16 protein-coding genes are annotated in these 17,366 nt (G+C 70.4%); 8 read left to right on the top strand and 8 right to left on the bottom strand.

The window, feature by feature from the left end; all coding sequences use genetic code 11:
* The first annotated feature begins 58 nt into the window (after window positions 1–58).
* On the top strand, window positions 59–1,297 hold the full coding sequence (locus ACIA8K_RS24985; protein ID WP_396063216.1) for a Gfo/Idh/MocA family protein: 1,239 nt from the start codon (window positions 59–61) through the stop codon (window positions 1,295–1,297).
* Window positions 1,297–2,400, top strand: coding sequence for an ROK family protein (locus ACIA8K_RS24980; RefSeq protein WP_396063214.1), 1,104 nt, complete (start codon window positions 1,297–1,299; stop codon window positions 2,398–2,400). Before ACIA8K_RS24985 ends, ACIA8K_RS24980 begins: the two co-directional genes overlap by 1 nt.
* Window positions 2,401–2,719: 319 nt before the next feature.
* Here the strand turns inward: ACIA8K_RS24980 and ACIA8K_RS24975 are convergent, their stop codons facing one another.
* The 3 genes from ACIA8K_RS24975 to ACIA8K_RS24965 form a co-directional block, all read right to left on the bottom strand.
* A complete protein-coding gene (locus ACIA8K_RS24975) occupies window positions 2,720–3,166 on the bottom strand; it encodes a GNAT family N-acetyltransferase (protein WP_396063212.1) in 447 nt (148 codons plus the stop codon).
* A gap of 103 nt (window positions 3,167–3,269) precedes the next feature.
* Window positions 3,270–3,926 carry a DUF998 domain-containing protein gene (locus ACIA8K_RS24970; RefSeq protein ID WP_396063210.1) on the bottom strand — a complete coding sequence of 219 codons (657 nt, stop codon included), beginning with the start codon at window positions 3,924–3,926 and terminating at the stop codon, window positions 3,270–3,272.
* Complete coding sequence (locus ACIA8K_RS24965) at window positions 3,923–4,966, bottom strand: medium chain dehydrogenase/reductase family protein (RefSeq protein ID WP_396063208.1); 1,044 nt, start codon at window positions 4,964–4,966, stop codon at window positions 3,923–3,925. Before ACIA8K_RS24965 ends, ACIA8K_RS24970 begins: the two co-directional genes overlap by 4 nt.
* 121 nt (window positions 4,967–5,087) lie before the next feature.
* On the opposite strand from ACIA8K_RS24965, the gene ACIA8K_RS24960 reads away from it, so the two are divergent.
* Window positions 5,088–5,810: a TetR/AcrR family transcriptional regulator gene (locus ACIA8K_RS24960; RefSeq protein ID WP_396063206.1), complete on the top strand. Its 723-nt coding sequence runs from the start codon at window positions 5,088–5,090 to the stop codon at window positions 5,808–5,810.
* 535 nt (window positions 5,811–6,345) lie between these two features.
* On the opposite strand, the gene efeB is transcribed toward ACIA8K_RS24960, so the two are convergent.
* From efeB to efeU, 3 genes are all read right to left on the bottom strand, one after another.
* Window positions 6,346–7,602: an iron uptake transporter deferrochelatase/peroxidase subunit gene (gene efeB, locus ACIA8K_RS24955; protein WP_396063204.1), complete on the bottom strand. Its 1,257-nt coding sequence runs from the start codon at window positions 7,600–7,602 to the stop codon at window positions 6,346–6,348.
* A gap of 226 nt (window positions 7,603–7,828) precedes the next feature.
* Complete coding sequence (gene efeO / locus ACIA8K_RS24950; protein ID WP_396063202.1) at window positions 7,829–8,956, bottom strand: iron uptake system protein EfeO; 1,128 nt, start codon at window positions 8,954–8,956, stop codon at window positions 7,829–7,831.
* 66 nt (window positions 8,957–9,022) lie between these two features.
* Window positions 9,023–9,865, bottom strand: a complete 843-nt coding sequence (gene efeU, locus ACIA8K_RS24945; protein WP_396063200.1) for an iron uptake transporter permease EfeU — start codon at window positions 9,863–9,865, stop codon at window positions 9,023–9,025.
* A 97-nt stretch (window positions 9,866–9,962) separates the two neighbouring features.
* Between efeU and ACIA8K_RS24940 the strand changes: the two genes are divergently transcribed.
* From ACIA8K_RS24940 to manD, 5 genes are all read left to right on the top strand, one after another.
* The gene (locus ACIA8K_RS24940) at window positions 9,963–10,739 is read left to right on the top strand and encodes a FadR/GntR family transcriptional regulator (RefSeq protein ID WP_396063198.1); all 777 of its coding nucleotides are present in this window, start codon (window positions 9,963–9,965) and stop codon (window positions 10,737–10,739) included.
* A 96-nt stretch (window positions 10,740–10,835) separates the two neighbouring features.
* Window positions 10,836–12,122: an ABC transporter substrate-binding protein gene (locus ACIA8K_RS24935; protein WP_396063196.1), complete on the top strand. Its 1,287-nt coding sequence runs from the start codon at window positions 10,836–10,838 to the stop codon at window positions 12,120–12,122.
* The gene (locus ACIA8K_RS24930; protein ID WP_396063194.1) at window positions 12,122–13,006 is read left to right on the top strand and encodes a carbohydrate ABC transporter permease; all 885 of its coding nucleotides are present in this window, start codon (window positions 12,122–12,124) and stop codon (window positions 13,004–13,006) included. The genes ACIA8K_RS24935 and ACIA8K_RS24930 overlap by 1 nt, the downstream gene beginning before the upstream one ends.
* A 68-nt stretch (window positions 13,007–13,074) precedes the next feature.
* Entirely contained in the window at window positions 13,075–13,875 is an 801-nt protein-coding gene (locus tag ACIA8K_RS24925; protein WP_396063192.1) for a carbohydrate ABC transporter permease, read from the top strand.
* Between the two features lie 25 nt (window positions 13,876–13,900).
* Complete coding sequence (manD, locus tag ACIA8K_RS24920; protein ID WP_396063190.1) at window positions 13,901–15,115, top strand: D-mannonate dehydratase ManD; 1,215 nt, start codon at window positions 13,901–13,903, stop codon at window positions 15,113–15,115.
* A 228-nt stretch (window positions 15,116–15,343) separates the two neighbouring features.
* Here manD and ACIA8K_RS24915 read toward each other — a convergent pair whose 3' ends face one another.
* On the bottom strand, window positions 15,344–16,219 hold the full coding sequence (locus tag ACIA8K_RS24915; protein WP_396063188.1) for a hypothetical protein: 876 nt from the start codon (window positions 16,217–16,219) through the stop codon (window positions 15,344–15,346).
* Window positions 16,212–16,721 (bottom strand): RNA polymerase sigma factor, encoded by a 510-nt coding sequence (locus ACIA8K_RS24910; RefSeq protein ID WP_396063186.1) that lies wholly within the window; start codon window positions 16,719–16,721, stop codon window positions 16,212–16,214. Before ACIA8K_RS24910 ends, ACIA8K_RS24915 begins: the two co-directional genes overlap by 8 nt.
* Window positions 16,722–17,366: the final 645 nt, after the last annotated feature.

Raw genomic sequence — 17,366 nt, 5'->3', positions numbered from 1 at the left:
TCTTGACAAGGCGGTCCCGCACGCCACTAATTGTGGAGACCATAGAAAGTGAGACAACGTGAATCAGGTCAGCTTAGTGGTCGTCGGCGCCGGACTCCGGGGTCAGGGCTACGCGCGGCGCGCGGTCTCCACCGGCGCCGCCCGGGTGGTCGCCGTGGCCGAACCCGACGAAGGACGCCGCACACGGTTCGCGGCCGAATTCAGCCTCTCCCCCTCGGCTCAGTTCCAGGACTGGGAGCAGCTCGCCGCCGCCGGAAAGCTTGCGGACGCGGCGATCGTCGCCACGCCGGACCGCGTGCACACCGGCCCGGCCGTCGCGCTCGCCGACCTGGGTTATCACCTGATGCTTGAAAAGCCGATGGCGCCGACCGAGGAAGAGTCGATCCTGATCGCCGACGCGGTCTCCCGAAACAAGGTCATCTTCGCACTCTGTCACGTTCTCCGTTACACGGCGTATACCTCGGTGCTCAAGGATCTGCTCGACAGCGGCCGGATCGGGCAGGTGATGAGCGTGCAGCACCTGGAGCCGGTCGGCTGGTGGCACCAGGCCCACTCGTTCGTCCGCGGCGAGTGGAGCAACAGCCGGACCTCCTCCCCCATGCTGCTGGCCAAGGCCTGCCACGACATCGACTGGCTGCTGTACCTGATCGGCAGCCCGGTGTCCCGAGTCCACTCGTTCGGGCGGCTCTCCCACTTCCGCCCCTCGTCCCGCCCGGCCGGAGCCGCCTCCAGGTGCCTGGACTGCCCGATCGAGCCCACCTGCCCGTACTCCGCGAAGCAGCTCTACCTCGGCTGCCTCGGCGACCCGGACCGCGAGTTCTGGCCGCTCTCCGCCGTAACCGCGGACCACACCGAGGCGGGCGTCCTCGCCGCACTGCGGACCGGCCCGTACGGCAGGTGCGTCTACGACAGCGACAACGACGCGGTCGACCACCAGGTGGTGAGCATGGAATTCGCGGACGGCACCACCTGCTCGTTCACGATGACCGCGTTCAGCCCCTTCGAGCAGCGCAAGACCCGCTTCTTCGGCACCCACGGCTACATCGACGGCGACGGGGCCAGCCTGCGGATCGTCGACTTCCGCACCGGCGACGAGGAGACGGTCTCGATCGCCGACGACATCTCCGCCGACCACAGCGACGCGGACTGGGCGCTCACCGACAGATTCCTGTCCGCGGTCGCGACGGACGACGCGTCGCTGCTGCTGTCCGACGCGGAGGCAAGCCTCGCAAGTCACCGGGTGGTGTGGGCGGCGGAACGCGCACGGCACACCGGCACCGTCGTCAGCATGGCCTGATGAACACGTCCGACGACGCCTCCCACGCCACGGGCGATGCTTTCCGCGGCTCCACGGGCGATGCCTTCCGCGGCGACACGGACGACGCCTCCCGTCGCGACACGACTGTCGTTGATGCTCGTGGCGTGGGCGACGCCGGCCATGCCGGTGACGTCGGCAGTGCGGGTGCCGTGGTTGCTCTGACCGGGGGAAGCCTGGGCGATGTGATTGCCATCGACGTCGGCGGCACCACAATGAAGTGCGCGGTCGTCGGCGCAGACGGGCGCGCACGAACCCTCTTCCGCCGGCCCACCGGGCGCGAACTCGGCCCGGACGCGGTTGTCGCCGCCCTCCTCGACGTGGCCGCCCGGCTCGTCGCCGACTGCCCGGGAACTCCCGATGCCGTCGGCGTCGTGGTCCCCGGCTTCGTCGACGAGGTTCCGGGCATAGCCCGCTACTCCGCGAACATCGGGTGGCGGGACGTACCGCTGCGCGCTCTGCTCCGCGAACGGCTCGGCCTCCCGGTAGCCCTCGGCCACGACGTGCGGGCCGGCGGGCTGGCCGAGGCGCGGGCCGGCGGCCACCGCGATGCGCTGTTCGTGCCGCTCGGCACCGGTGTGGCCGCCGCCCACGTGGTCGGCGGGGCAGCCGTGACCGGCGCGCACGGCACCGCCGGCGAGCTCGGCCACGTGATCGTCCGCCCCGGCGGTCCCGCCTGCGGGTGCGGGCGCAACGGCTGCCTGGAGGCGATCGTCGGCGCGCCCGCGGTCGCCCGCGCCTACACCGCCCGCACCGGCGAGGACCTACCGGTCACGGAGATCGCCGCCCGCACCGCTGCCGGCGAACCGGACGCGACCACCGTCTGGACCGGCATGATCGACGCGCTGGCCGACGGCCTCCTCACCGCGATCGCCCTGCGCGACCCCGAGGTCGTCATCATCGGCGGCGGCCTGTCCGAGGCCGGCGACACACTGTTCACCCCGCTGCGCGCCGCCCTCGCCGACCGGCACGGCCCACTCCCTCTGCCCCCGCTGCTCCCCGCCACCCTGGGCGAGAACGCCGGCGTCCTCGGCGCCGCCCACCTGGCCCGCGACCTCGGCTCCGGCCTCGCCTCAGCCGGCTGACGGGCGCCTGTTCAGGGCGACCCGTGACCGCCGTATACAGGCCGGCGATGCGGCCTCCGCACGCCGGCAGGGCAGGCGCGGGGCGAGATCCTCGCCGTCGGCACGCCAGGCGCCGCCGCCCGGCCAGACCACTCCCGACTCGGCAGCGGCCACGGCCCACAGCAGCCTCCGGCGCCGCACCCACGACAGGCCCGCCCACAGTCCGGCCCTGTTCAGCGCGCGGGCAAGCTCCTGAAATTGATCCACGACCTCAGGGTCTCAGCGTTCGTCCCGCCCCGGCCGGGAACCGGCTGATCGAGGGCTGGGCTGTGCCGGAACGCTACGGCCGGGGTGGCAGCTCGATCTGGTAGCGGATGAATCCCCGGTTTTCCGCGACCTGGTCATAGAGGCGTCGCGCCGTGCTGTTCGACTCGTGCGTGTTCCAGTAGACGCGGCAGCATCCCTGCTCCGCCGCCCACTCCGACACCGCCGCGATCAACGCCCGCGCCACGCCCTTGCCGCGCACGTCAGGCGCGGTGAAGAGATCCTGCAGATAACACACGTCCGGCCCCGACGTATTTGCGTGGACGAAGAAGTGCGTGATGCCGACAAGCCGGTCGTCGAGGCGCGCGCCGAGTGCGTGCATGCGCGTCCCCGCCTCGAACTCACGCCACGCCCTGTCGTACATCTCCTGGGGCTCGAGCCGCTTATAGAAGTCGATGTACCCGCGGAACAGCTCTTCCCACGCGCCCCGGTCCGACGCCCCGAGCTCACCGATCCGGATCATGAAGAACTCCTCGCGTCGAATTCGAGGGCGGCGGCCCGCTGTTCCAGGGCGACCGCGAGATCGTCCCGCTCGGGTCCGTACAGCCGGATGCCGCACCCACACCTTAGATCCCCGGCACCACCGGCTCCGGCCGCCCGGCCAGCGCAGGTAACGGCCGGAGCAGCGCCAGCCCGGTGATCAGTGCCCAGAGCAGGAAGCTGTAGAGCGAGATGCGCTCCGCGAGGCCGGTCGGCACCCAGCCGTACGTGACGGGAATGTTGAGCAGCCCGATCGCACCAAGCGTGACGCTCACCGGTGCCAACCATCCCGGCAGCCCGAGTTCCAGGTGAGAGAGGCCGACGACGACGGCGAGCACGTTCCCGGCGATTATCGAGAGGAACGCGCCGATCAGGTAGAGCGGCAGCGTCCCGTCGGCGAAGCGGTCCGGGCCGAGCGGGAACACGGCGAAGAGGATCAGCGCGACCGCGTGCGCCACGCCGAGGGCCGGAACCATCAGGCGTCTCCAGCCGGTGAGCCGGCGCCCGAGGACGATGCACGCCACCGCGACGAGTGTCCCGGCGACGATCCAGGCGAGGCTCATCAGCCACCACAGCGGCGACGAGATGAGGATGCCCTGGAAGTCGCCGGCGTACCGGCTGCCCAGGAAGTTGATGTAGTCGTCGACGTAGCTGTAGGCGCGCCGGTCCCAGGCCGCGGCCACGACCGCCTCCCCGATCAGGCTGACAAGCGCCGCGGTGATGAGCGCGATCCCCGCCCTCACGGGACCAGCACTATCTTGCCGAGCGCGGTCCGGTTGGAGGACTCGGACAGTTCCAGCGCCGCGGCCGCCTCGCCGAGCGGGAAGCGGGCGGCTATCTGCGCGGTGAGCGTGCCGTCGCGGAGCAGGCCGAAGACGTGCGTCAGGTCGGTGCGCAGACGTGCCCGGAACACCTCGCGCTTCGCCGACCCGGGCTTTCCGGAACCGGCCCAGATGTCGTAGAAGCTCGCGTGCTTCTTCGTGGGCAGGTAGTTCCAGTACGCGAGCCGGCCAAGCAACGCCACAAAGCTGAACACCACGGGGGTACGGTCGTCGAGCTTGCTCGCGATGCTGTAACAGACGAGCGTCCCGGTGCGGTTGAGCAGCCGGTACGACCGGCCGACGCTGGCGCCGCCGAGGTGGTCGAACACCGCGTCCACACCGCCCGGCGTCAGCGCACGCACCCGGGCTGTCACATCGGGTGCGCGGTAGTCGACGGGTTCCACCCCGAGCGCGCGCAACGCCTCGTGGTGGCGCGGGTTGGCGGTGCCGATCACCCGGGCCCCGGCCTGCCGGGCGAGTTGCGCAAGGATGGTGCCCACCCCACCGCTGACGCCCAGGATCAGCACGGTCTGCCCGGCGCGCACCTTCGCCGCACCGTGGAGCATCTGGTAGGCGGTCACGCCGTTGACGATGAGCGTTTCCGCCTCGTCCGCGCCGATGCCGTCCGGCACGTCCACCAGGTCGGCGGCGGTGAGCAGGACCGCGGTGGCCCAGGCGCCGGTCTTGGTGAGCGCGGCGACCCGTGTGCCGATCAGCGCGCGGTCCACGTCCGGGCCGACCGCCTCGACGATGCCGACCAGGTCGTAGCCGGGCACGAACGGGAACGCGGGCTGGCCGAAGTAGCGACCGCGGCGCATCGCGCTCTCGGCGAACGACACCGCTGTGGACTCGACCCGCACCCTCGCCTGACCTGCGCCCGGGGCGGGCAACTCCCGCTTGACGACCCGGAGGCCGGACGGCGCGACCTTGCCCGGCAGCACCACCTCGGTAGCGGTGTTCAATTCGGCCGTCCCCTCGATTGATTTGCGACGGATCATCGCTCTGTTAACGGCCGTAACTATGCATGGGCCGGTTTTGACGCGTCAACCCGTCACACTTGGCACGCCCCGTTACACTGCGACGGTGATCGAGGAACAGCAGGTGATGAGCAGGCGTGAGCGGCTACGGGCGCAGACGCTCCAGGAGATCGAGGACGCGTCGTTCGCGATCATCGACGCGGACGGTGCACACGCGCTGTCGATCGCGGCACTGGCCCGGAGCATGGCGATGTCCGCGCCGGCCACCTACCGCTACTTCCCGTCGCGGGACGCGCTGCTCACCCACCTGATCAACCGGTCGTACCAGCAGCTCGCCGCCGCGATGGCCGAGGCCGTGCAGGGCAACAGGCGGACGCCGCGCGCGCGAGTGCGGCTGCTCGTCGCGGCCTACCGCGACTGGGCGCTGCGGCATCGTCACCGGTACGGAATGCTCTTCGGCCAGCGGACCGGGGGCCTGCCCGACGATGCGGACGGCCAGACCCCCCTGGATCCCGCGATGGCACTTCTCGTCGACCTGCTGACCGCCGTGCCGGACCACCCGGCGGCCGACGCCTCAAGCGGCGACCGCACGCTCGACACGCAGCTGAGAACGTGGGCCCGCGTCCAGCAACGGCCGGACACCCCGCCCCGCGCCGCACGGACCGCAATCGTCATCTGGACCCGTGTCCACGGCATCGTGAGCCTGGAGCTCACCGGCATATTCGACGGCCAGGCGGTCGAGGTCCAGCGGCTGATCGACCTCGAGGTCGACGACGCGGTCCGGCTCCTCTACCCGGCCCCGCAGGCCGGCCCGAGCGTGGGGTTGTAGTCCGCGAGCGCGGCGACGAAGCCGGAGCACCGCGAGGGTCTGGCCGATCCCGTGCCCGGCAGGAATCTCGGACATGAAGCGGCGGGATCAAATGATCATCCGTCGAATGTACACAGGAGTGGTTCCAAGGCGCGCATAACCACTCCCAGGTACATTCGACGGATGATCTCCGTGGGCCGGGTCTGCGGTATCGCACCTTTATGGTGAAATATCGGGCGCGCAGCGCCCGCCTACCGGTTACCCTCCGCGACAGCCGCTTCTCGAACTCCACCGGCGAATTTCCGCACAGATCAAGCCCCCTCACCCAGGCCGAACACGCCCCGCTCACCGGCGGCCGCTTCTCGATCTCAACCACGGCGAACCTGCGCGCAGATCTGGCCCCCACCCAGGCCGAACACGCCCCGCTCACCCGCCGCTGACGCGATCCCCGGCCTCGATGCCGCTCTTGATCTCCACCAAGCCCACCGCAAGCCGGACCACGACCCCGGCGCCCTGCCCGCGGGCCACTCCAGGACCATCCTCTACGCGAGATCCGTCACGCGGCGAACAGGGCCTCCGCCCAGAAGCCGCCCTCCGAGGGCACACCCGGCGGAACCGCGAAGACGGCGCTGGAGACGTGGCGGAGATACTCGTTCATGGCGTCGTGGCGGGCCAGGCTGGTCTGGACGGGGATGAACGCCGTGCGGGGATCGCGCTGGTAGGCGATGAAGAAGAGGCCGGCGTCGAGGCGCCCGAGGCCGTCGGAGCCGTCGACGAAGTTGTAGCCGCGGCGCAGCATGCGGGCGCCCGCGTTGGCATCCGGGTGGGCGAGGCGGACGTGGGCGTCGGCCGGGATCACGGGTTCGCCGGCAGCGGTCGCGGTGAAGTCCGGCTCGTCGAACTCGCCTGCCCGGCCGAGGGGTGCGCCGCTGCCCTTGGTGCGGCCGACGATCGCCTCCTGCTCGCCCAGCGGCGCCCGGTCCCAGGTCTCGATGATCATGCGGATCTTGCGGGTGACCAGGTAGCTGCCGCCGTCCATCCAGGACGGCCCGTCGCCGGGCTGGGCCCACAGGTGGTCGCGGAGCAGCGTGGTCTCCTCGGCCTTGAGGTTGCGGGTGCCGTCCTTGAAGCCGAACAGGTTGCGCGGCGTGGCCTGGGCCTGGCTGGTCGAGGAGGTGCGGCCGAAGCCGAGCTGGGACCAGCGGACGCTGACCACGCCCATGCCGATTCTGGCCAGGTTGCGGATCGCGTGCACGGCGATCTGCGGGTCGTTGGCGCAGGCCTGCACGCACAGGTCACCGCCGGAGAGCGCGGGGTCGAGCTTGTCGGCGGGGAAGCGGGGCAGCTCGGCGAGCGCGTCGGGCCGCTGCGCGGCAAGACCGAAACGATCAATGCCGTCGGGGGTACGGAAGAGGCCCGGTCCGAGGCCAAGCGTCAGTGTCAGCCCGGACGGGGGCAGGCCGAGTGCCTCACCTGTGTCGTCCGGCGGCGCTTCCGGGATGCCGTTGACCGCGCCGACCGGGCCGGCGTCCAGGCCCGCGGTCATCCGTGCGGCGGCCACGGTCCACTGTTGCAGCAGCGCGACCAGACGCGCCCGGTCCTTGGTGATCACGTCGAACGCGACGAAGTGCAGCCGGTCCTGCGCGGGGGTGACGATCCCGGCCTGGTGCTCGCCGTGGAAGTCGACCGGGCCGTGGAGCGGGGGTGCCGTGTCACCCGACGCGTGCAGCGCGACCGCACCGGCTGCGGCCGCGGCGGATCCGGCCAGCCCGGCGCCGGCCACCGTGATGATCCGGCGGCGCGACATCCTCATCTGAACACCTTCCTGCGGACTGGGAGTGTGCGATAGCTCGCGGCGGGCTGGGACGTGCGGTGGATCGCGGCGGGCCGAAGCGCGGTCCGGGCGTGCGGAGCGAGGGCGGTCACAGCGCGCCACGGGACCAGGCAGTGCGAGGCCTTGCCGTCAGCGTCAGCGTCGGATCCACCGAACGTTCTGGGCCGCACCGGGGCGTACCCCGATGCGGCAGTTGATCGTGGCTTTATTTGACGACTGCGGCGGCGACCTGGCTTATCGGCTCGGAGACCGCGTTGATCACGTCGGAGAGTTCCTTGAGGTCGGCCTCGGTCAGGTCGGTGTGCAGCTTGTAGCCGTCGCCGACGCGGTGCTTGGCGAGCGCGGTGTCGACGTCCGCGAAGCCGGTGTCGAGCTGGGTGACGAGTGCGGGTGCGCGCTGCTCGAGCGCGGGGCGGAGCGCGGCGATCGCGGCCTTGGAGCCCTCGACGTTCGCGGCGAAGTCCCACAGGTCGGTGTGCGAGTAGCGGTCCTCCTCGCCGGTGATCTTGCCGGTGGCGACCTCGTCGAGCAGTTCCTTGGCGCCGTTGGCCAGGTTGAGCGGGGAGAGCTGCGCGGCGGTGGCCTTGGCGACGATCTCCTTGACGTCGGCCATCAGCTGGTCCGCGACCGGGCCGGACTTCGAGATGTCGCCGGTCTCCCAGAGGTCCTTCTCCAGGCGGTGGTAGCCGGTGAACTCCATGCCCTCCTCGATGACCTCCTCGCGGCCGTCGATCCGCGGGTCGAGATCGCCGAAGATCTCCGCGACCGGCTCGATGCGCTCCCAGTAGGTGCGCGCGACCGGGAACAGTGCCTTCGCCTCGTCGACCTTGCCGGCCTTGACCGCGTCGACGAACTCCTGGGTCTTGGCGAGCAGGCCGGTGGACTGGCTCTGCACGTAGCGCTGGTAGCCGGCGGTCGCCTCGGCAAGCGCCGCGTCGTCGGTGAGCGGCGCGGCCGAGCCGCTGACCTGGAGCGTGCCGCGGATGCCGTCGCCGACCATGCCGGGCTTGCAGGCGGTCTGGTAGGTGCCGGCCGGCAGTTCGACGCGCAGCTCGCGGGTCAGGCCGGGCGCGACGTTCTCGATCTCGCCCATGATCCGGTCGCCGGAGGCGTACACGTAGAACTCGGTGATCTTCGAGCCCTTGTTCGTGACCGCGAACGTGGCGGTGCCGGCGGCCAGGACTGTCACGCCGACGTCGCAGGCGGTGTCGGTGGCGTTGACCGCGACCGGGCCGGCCGCGGCGTTGGCGCCCTCGTCCGCTTCCGCGCAGGCGGTGAGGCCGGCGACCGCGAGCGCGGCGGTCGTCAGAGCAAAGAATCGGGGGGTACGCATGGTGCTCCTTCAGCGGAACTCAACGGGATTCAGCGGGGTCCGGCGGGTTGCGGCGGGTGCGGCGTTTCAGCGGACCGGGGCGGCGACGGGGGTGCGCGCCGGCGTCAGGAAGAACGCGAGCGCGGGCACCGCGTAGAGCAGGTAGGCGGCCGTCTCCAGCACCGACGGCGCCGGCGTGATGTTGAACGTGCCGGCGAGCAGCGCTGCCGGCCAGCCGGACGGGTCGAGCGTGCCGGTGATGTCGAAGGCAAGCGTGTTCAGTCCGGGCAGGACGCCGGCCTCCTGGAAGTCGTGCACGCCGTACTTGAGGATCCCGGCGGCGACCAGGATCAGCAGCAGCCCGGTCACTGTGAAAAACCGGCCCAGGTCGATGCGGACGGTGCTGGCGTAGAGCAGCACGCCGAGCACGATCGCGGTCACGATGCCGCCGAGGATGGCGAGCAGCGGACCGGAGTCGGCGGTGGCGCCCTGCACCGCGGCGAAGAAGAGAAGCGCGGTCTCCAGGCCTTCGCGGGCGACGGTGAGGAACGCGAAGAGCACCACGGCGACCCGGCCGACCTCGATCGCCCGGTCCAGGCCGGCGCGCAGCTCACCGCCGAGTGACCTGGCGGCCCGGCGCATCCAGAAGATCATCAGGGTGACGAAGCAGACCGCGACGACCGAGGTGACCGCCTCGAACAGCTCCCGGTGCCGGTAGTCGGCGAGCAGCGTGGTGCTGGTGTAGGTGAGCAGGGCGCCGAATCCGATGGAGAGCACGACCGCGGCCGTGACGCCGGCCGCCACCCACGGAAGCCGGTGCCGGCGGTCGGACCTGACCAGGAACGCGACCAGGATGCTCACCACGAGCGTCGCCTCGAGGCCTTCGCGCAGCCCGATGAGGAACGACGCGAACAACGGGGAGTTCGACACTTCCAGCTCCTGTTTAGGCTAGCCTTACCTGACTCCAGCAATCTCCTACACGCTGTGGGACAAAGTCAAGCCGACACGGTCTCGTATCCTGTGATCCATGCGCCCCGTGACCTCCTCCGATGAGCCTCCGCACCTCGCCGCGCGGGAGCGGCCGGCACTCCGGGGGCTGCTGACCGAGCGGATCGCACGGCAGTTGGAGCACGACATCCGCGCCGGAGCGCTGACGCCGGGCGCGAAGCTGGCCTCGGAGCGGGAGCTGGCGCAGCAGTACGGCGCGAGCCGCAACGTGGTCCGCGAGGTGCTGCGCCGGCTGGAGGCGCAGGACCTGATCGACGTGCAGCCGGGGCGGGGGTCGTTCGTCACCTCGCGCGGCGCCCGCACCTACGACGCGGTCTACCGCGCGGACCGGCCCACGGCACGGCAGCTGATCGAGGCGCGCATCCCGGTCGAGGTGGAGATCGCCGGACTGGCGGCGGAGCGGGCCACGGCCACGGAGATCCAGGCGATCGAGCGCGCCCACGAGCGGTTCGTCGCGGCGCCGGACGCGGCCGCGATGGCCCGTGCGGACCTGGGCTTCCACGACGCGATCGCGGCCGCGTGCGGCAACCCGGTGCTGCGGGTGATGCTGTCCTCGATCGGCGAGATGATGTTCGAGATGATGCTGCGGTCGAACTCGGACCCGGCGATCGGCGAGCCCGGCGTGCCGCACCACCCGGAGATCCTGGAGGCGGTCGCGGCCCGCGACGTGCCGCTGGCCCGGGCGCGCATGCGGGAGCACCTGATGCTCGGACTGCGGACCTACGGCGCGGATCTCGACGTGAGCCTTGACGTGATGGCGACCCGGCACCTGGAGCGCCTGCTCACGCAGTCATAGCTCATCCCTTGCCAAGAAGGTTTCGGCGTTGTTACGGTCCAACTGGTCCAACTGGTAGTACCAGTTGGACCAGAACCCACGACGGCGAGGACGACGATGTCTGAGATACGAATGGGCCGGCGCGCCTTCGGCAGGCTGATCGCCGCCGGCGCCGGTACGGCGGCGCTGTCCGCCTGCGCGGACCGGTCCGCACCCGGGCCGAACACGCCGCTGCGCATTTCCGCGGTCAACCACGTGTGGTCGCAGGCCGTACGCGAGCGGCTGCCGGAGTTCGAGGAGCTGATCGGGCGGCGGGTGAGCATGCAGTTGCTGACCGCGGACCAGCTCGCCAGCAGCTACAACGTGAAGCTGAACGCCTCGGCGACGGACATCGACGTGATGATGGTGCGCGCGCTGCAGGAGCAGATCCTGTTCGCGCGCAACGGCTGGCTGGCGGACCTCACCGACCTGGTCGCGGAACCCTCCTTCGCCTGGCCGGACTTCCAGGACGCGCCGCGGGAGCGCTCGATCACCCGCGGCAAGGTGCTCAGCGTCCCGGTCGTGACGGAGCGGCCGGCGCTCTACTACCGCAAGGACCTGGTGGACACGCCGCCGGCCACGCTCGACGAGCTGCGCGACGCCGCGCTCAGGCTGACCTCCCCCGGCCTGTTCGGATACGTCGGCCGGGGCCAGCGCAGCGGCGCGGTCACCCAGTGGTCCAGCTTCCTCTACTCCTTCGGCGGCGACTTCACCACGCCGGACGGCCGCTCCGGGATCGGCTCGCCCGAGGCGGTCACCGCCTACCGGTTCTACGGCGAGCTGCTGCACACGGCCGGGCCGCCGGGTGCGACGAACATGAGCCTGGAGCAGGCGATGCCGATCTTCGCGCAGGGCAAGGCCGCGTTTTACATCGACGCGGACGCGATCTACAAGAACTTCCTGGACCCGAAGATCTCCACGGTACGGGACCGGGTGGGCTTCGCACCGTTCCCGGCCGGGCCTGCCGGGTCAAGGCCGCACAACATCCCGTCGTGGAGCGTGGGGATCAACGAGTTCTCGCTGCTGCGGGACGACGCCTGGCAGTTCGTGCGCTGGGTGTCCAGCCCGGAGACGGTGACCGCGCTGCAGATCGACGGCATCCCCGGCGCGCGCGCCGCCACCTGGGCGGATCCGGCGACGCTCGGTGCGTTCCCGCCGGACCTGGCCGAGGCCATGCGGGTCAACGCACAGAACGGCATCGGCCACGACCGGCCCGAGGTGATCCAGGTGGGCCGGGCCCGCGACATCGTCGGCCGGCCGCTGGTCGCCGGCATCATCGGCCAGGACGTGGCGCCGGTCGCGGCCCGGGCACACGCCGAGTTCGAGGACTTCCTAAGCCGCGACAACCGACAGCAGGAGTTCTGATGAGGTTCGAGCAGTCGAACCGGCGGCTGCGCTGGCTGATGCTCTCCCCCGCGCTCGCGTTCGTCGGCCTCATGATCGTTTTCCCGCTGCTGTTCACGCTGAACCTCTCCCTCACCGACGCGTTCGGCGCGGTGAACGCCGGGAACCGCTATACCGGCGGGCAGAACTACCTGGACGCGCTCGGTGACACCCGCCGCTTCTGGCCGGCCGTGTGGCGCACCGTGTACTTCACGATCGGCGCGGTCGTCATCGAGACGATCCTCGGCCTGGCGATCGCGATGCTGCTGCGCAAGCCGTTCCGCGGCATGCGGGCGGTCCGGTCGGTCCTGATGGTGCCGCTGCTGGCCACCCCGGTCGCGATCGGCATCCTCTGGTTGCTGATCCTCGACCCGACCAACGGCATCGCGAACCACCTGCTCGGGCAGCTCGGCATCGCGCCGCAGGAGTTCCTCGGCTCGGTCGGCCAGTCGCTGCCGGTGCTGATGATGATCGACGTGTGGCAGTGGACGCCGATGATGGCACTGCTCCTGCTGGCCGGCCTGAGCACGCTTCCGGAAGAGCCGGAGGAGGCCGCGCGCGTCGACGGCGCGAGCGCCTGGCAGCGGTTCCGGTTCGTGGTGCTGCCGGCGCTGATGACCACGCTGATGACCGCGCTTGTGCTGCGTGCCGTCGATGCCCTCAAGACGTTCGACATCTTCCTTGCCACCAAGGGACCTGGCGGCGGCTCGGACTTCGAGGTGGAGACGCTCAACGTGTACGCCTACGGGCTGACGTTCGACTACCAGGAGTACGGGCTGGCCGCGGCCGTACTGGTGCTGTTCACCCTCTTCATCATCGGTGTCGTCGTGCTGCTGCGACGCCGCTCCCGGAAGGCTTCCGCATGAGCGAGCTTGCGAATCGGTCATCAGCTCGGCGCCGGGACCGTGGCGGCAGGCCCGGTGTGCCCCGTGGGATGTGGACCTCGCTGCGGGTCCTGGCCATCGCCGTGGTCTGCCTGATCATCGCGATGCCGGTGGTCTGGATGATCGCCGCCGCCTTCAAGACGAACGTGCAGGTCACCGACCCCACCGTCGGCCTGGTCTTCGCACCGACGCTTGACAACTTCCGCGCCGTGCTCGCCGACGGCGAGATCATCAGGTCGCTCGGCAACTCCGCGCTCGTCGGCGTGGTCTCCACTGTGCTGTCCGCGCTGATCGCGGTGCCGGCCGCGTGGGCGGTCGGGCGGTTCCGGATGCACTCGACCGGCTCGCTGGTGCTTGTGGCCCGGATCGTGCCGGCCATCTCGCTGCTTGTCCCCTGGTACTACCTGTTCGCGCAGATCGGGCTGGTCGGCTCCTACACCGTGCTGGTGCTCAGTCACATGTTCGTCTCCGTACCCCTCATCCTGTGGATCATGATCGGGTTCTTCGAGGGCCTGCCGATCGAGCTGGAGGAGGCCGGGCGGGTGGACGGGCTCACCGCGTTCGGCGCGTTCCGGCGGATCGCGCTGCCGCTGGCCGCGCCCGGCACCGCCACCGCGTGCGTGCTCGCGTTCATCTTCAGCTGGAACAACTTCATGTTCGCGCTGATCCTGTCCGATGAGGACACCAAGACGATGCCTGTGACGCTGTTCAACTTCATCTCCTACGCCTCCACCGACTGGGGCGGGCTGATGGCGGCGGCCACGCTGATGACGGTGCCGGTGCTGATCGCGGCCGTGGCCGGGCAGAAATATCTCGTCGCCGGCCTGACCGCCGGCGCGACAAAGGGCTGACATCCGTACCCAGGAAAGGTTTTGCATGAAGATCGTCGACGCGCGGGTCATCGTCACCAGCCCGGGGCGCAACTTCGTCACACTGAAGATCACCACCGACGACGGGGTCACCGGGCTCGGCGACGCCACGCTCAACGGACGCGAGCTGGCCGTCGTCTCCTACCTGCGGGACCACGTGGTGCCGCTGCTGATCGGTACGGACCCGCACCGGATCGAGGACACCTGGCAGACGCTCTACCGGGGCGCCTACTGGCGGCGCGGTCCGGTCACCATGGCCGCGATCGCCGCGGTCGACACGGCGTTGTGGGACATCAAGGCGAAGGTGTGCGGGCTGCCGCTCTACCAGCTGCTCGGCGGCGCGTCCCGGGACCGGGTGCGCACCTACGGGCACGCGAACGGCCGCGACATCCCGGAGCTGCTCGACTCGGTCCGGGCCCGGCTGGCCGAGGGCTACAAGAGCGTGCGCGTGCAGACCGGCGTACCGGGTCTGCAGACCGTGTACGGCGTGCACGCCGGAACCGCGATCGACGCCGCCCAACTGGACCAGCGCGCACTGCCTGTCGTCGAGGACTGGGACACCGGCGCGTACCTGCGGCATCTCCCCCGCGTGCTTGAGGCGGTGCGAAGCGAGTTCGGGCCGGACCTGCCACTGCTGCACGACGCCCACCACCGGCTCACGCCACAGCAGGCCGCACGGCTGGGAAAGGAGATCGAGCGGTACGACCTGTTCTGGCTCGAGGACTGCACGCCCGCCGAGGACCAGCGAGGACTGCGCCTGGTCCGGCAGCACACGACCGTACCGCTGGCGATCGGGGAGGTGTTCAACACCGTCTTCGACTACCAGACGCTCATCGACGAGCAGCTCATCGACTACGTGCGCTCGGCCGTCACGCACTTCGGCGGCGTCACGCCGATGCGGAAGCTCTTCGACTACGCGGCCCAGCGGCAGATCAAGAGCGCGATCCACGGCCCGGAGGACATCTCGCCGGTCGGCATGGCCGCCGCGATCCACCTCGACCTGGCCGTCCACAACTTCGGCATCCAGGAGTACTCAGGCCACACGGCGCTGACGAACGAGGTGTTCCGGCACGCGTACACGTTCGACGACGGCCACCTGCACCCCGGCGAGGCGCCGGGCCTCGGCGTGGAGCTGGACGAGGAGCTGGCGGCCGGGCACCCCTATGTGCCCGCGTATCTGCCGGTCAACCGCCTGCAGGACGGCACGCTTCACGACTGGTGAGCCGCTCCGGCGAGGCGGCCGACACGCGTCGATATGAGTCGATATCATCGGACCGCCGGGCGGAGGTGCCGCCGCCGCGTTCCTGCTCGGGGTGGGCAGCGGCGCGCTCCTCACCGGGCGCTGGACCGGTCCCTCCGGGTCCGGCGCCGCGCCTCTCCCACGCTGGGACGAATGCGTGCGGACCGAGACCGTCCGGCGCTGCGCCGGACGGTCTCGTACCGCAGATCCTCAGAAGCCGGGCGGTGCCGTGATCCGGATCGGCGCGCCGAAGTCGAAGAACTCCACCGCCGCCTGACGCGGGCCCTGGTCGACAGTGATCCGGTGGATCAGGTCCCCGGACACCCAGACGTCGATCGAGGAGACCTCGTCCGCCTGCTCCAACTCGAACCACGCGGTCTGCTGCGCGGGCAGGGCAGCGAGCGCGTCCCGGGCCGCGCCGGTCACCGGCAGCCGGTAGTGGGTCGTCTCGGCACCGCGCACCTTCTCCTCCCCGATCTCCTCGACCGTTCCGCCCCGCAGCGCGGCCCGGACCACCGCGGCGGCCGACTCTGCATAGGGCGCGAGCGTGCTCTCCGGATCAAGCGTGCCGGTACGGAACTCGGCGTCCTGCTCGGTCTTCTCGTAGAACGTGTCGCCGATGCTGATCGACGTGATCGTGCCCAGCCCGTCCACAGTGACGATGCTCAGGTCGTCGCCGGACGCCTCGACCGTGGAGGAGGATTTACCGCCGTCCTCGGCCGTGGTCTCGGAGACACCGCGCAGCGAGGTCACCTTCGCCGTGGTGTCGGCGGCCACCAGCACCACCTGGTCCGCGGCCGGACCGCCACCGACGCCGCCGAACGCGACGACCGCCACCACTGACGCGGCCACCGCGGTGATGGCAGCCGCGGTCCAGGCGAGCAGACGCTTCCGCCGGGCCGGCCTCACCACGTGCCGCGACGGCGTGGCGACCTCGGGCGCACCCGTGGCCTGCGGTGCGACCTCCGACATCACCCGGCGCCGGATGTCGTCGTAGCGGGCCGACCCCGGTGCGGGCGGCACGTCGTCCACGGCCGGGTCAAGCGACCGCAGCACCGCCAGGGTGGTGTCCTCGTGCTCAGGCATGGCGCTTCTGCTCCTCAAGAGAAAGGTCGGTCAGCTCGCGTTCGAGCTTCAGACGGGCCTTGTGCAACCGCGACGACACGGTCGCGGCATCGACGCCGAGCAGCGTCGCGATCTCGCCGACGCCGAGCCCGTCCCAGGCCCGCATCAGCAGCAGCTCACGGTCCTTGTCCGGCAGCGCCGCAAGCGCCGGCCACAGCACCTCCTGCGACGGCGTAGGCTGCTCGTAGGCGTCCTCCGCGGCATCGTTGCCGACCAGCCGCAGATGGAGTCGGTCGCGGCGGACATCCTGCCGCCAGTGGTTCGCCACAATGTTCCGCGCGATCCCGAACAGCCACAGCCGTGCCGCATCCACAGGCATCTCGTCCCGACGCCGCCAGGCCACCATGAAAGTCTCGGCCGCGATGTCGTCCGCATCACTCCCCGAAGCGGTCCGCCGACGCGCGAAACGCCACACGTCAGTGAACTGCGCTTCGAAGAGAGCGCTGAATTGCTCCTCGTCCATGCCACCTCAGCTCGACACGTACCAACAGTCTCGACCTGAACATGTCGCCCCACCCCCGGATCTCGCCGCTGGCCACGCCTTTTCCTGCCACGGAGCCAGATCCAAGGGCACCAGTTCCAGAGATTCCCGCTCCCGCGGTGGCCCGGCCCGCACGCTCCCGCCTTCGACGCCCAGCCTCAGCTACCACCTGACCAGACTCAACGGGTGCCGGAAATATCAAGAAAAATCCCCTGCCGCTGGTACGTCGCCGCAGCGAGAAGCGCCGCGCGCAGCAAGAAGCGCGGTGCGAAGCAAGAAGCGCCGCGCGCAGCAAGAAGCGCGGTGCGAAGCAAGAAACGCGGTGCGAAGCAAGACGCGCCGCGCGAAGCAAGACGGTGACCACGATGACGTCAATCGGCAACCGCCGATAGATCAACGGCCAGGTGAGGCATGTGCACGTCATCCGCGCCGAATAACGTGCCTACGCCTCACCTGACGCCCTCCACCCTCGCACCTTCCCCGCATTTCACCCATATCCCCGCCGCGCGCCCCGCCTTTGACCTTGGGTCGTGTGCGCAGCACACAAAGGTGACCGCCTGGCTGCCCCGTCTGCCATCGACCCGCCCCACGGGGAGCAGATCATCGGCAGGGCCGCCACCAACGAAC

The sequence above is a fragment of the Catenuloplanes sp. NPDC051500 genome (assembly GCF_044454585.1).
GTDB lineage: Bacteria > Actinomycetota > Actinomycetes > Mycobacteriales > Micromonosporaceae > Catenuloplanes.
This window is presented reverse-complemented; position numbering and strand designations above follow the sequence as displayed.